Below are 568 nucleotides of genomic sequence, written 5' to 3'. Positions count from 1 at the left end.
GCCCGTCCACTCGCGGCCGCCCGACGGATCGAGCCCGGGCAGGGAACGCTTGGCTTTTTCCAGCGTCGCCTTCGAGCGCGCGAAATTCGGCGCTCGTTCGATGCCTCCGAGCTCGACGGCGCCGCCGACGCGCAAGCCGGTTTCCAGCGGCGTGATGACGAAGCCGTGCCCGGAAAAGATCAGCTGCCGCTTCACGTCGAAGGCCGACACCGGCAGCGTGGTGTTGTAACCGCGCTCGGTCTCCAGCGGGATGCGGTCGCCGATATCTTTGGCCAGCAGATGCGACCAGGCGCCGGCGGCGATCACGAGCTGCTTCGCTTTTCGGGCCGTGCCGTCCGCAAGCATAAGCGTGACGCCGTTTGTTCCGGTCCCGATACGCTCGACGCGCGCGTGCTCGAAGCGCGCGCCGAGCCGCTCCGCATAGGCCCAGATCGCCTTGCCGAGCAGTTTCGGATCGGCGACTGTCTTCCACCCCGGCACGAAGGTGCCCTTGACGAAGCGCGGCGAAAGACCCGGCTGCAGCGCCGCCATCCCCTCACCCTCGACATGGCGGAAGCCTATGCCGAAA

The 568-nt window shown here is 67.6% G+C and carries 1 protein-coding gene; it reads right to left on the bottom strand.

From position 1 onward, the window contains the following. Positions 1-568: FAD-binding oxidoreductase (locus EOA79_RS32410; protein ID WP_164894092.1), on the bottom strand; the 568-nt coding region annotated here is incomplete at both ends.

The organism is Mesorhizobium sp. M1A.F.Ca.IN.020.03.2.1 (genome assembly GCF_004023205.1).
Lineage (GTDB): Bacteria > Pseudomonadota > Alphaproteobacteria > Rhizobiales > Rhizobiaceae > Mesorhizobium.
The sequence above is the reverse complement of the archived record's forward strand: the minus strand, read 5'-3'. Positions and strand labels throughout refer to the sequence as shown.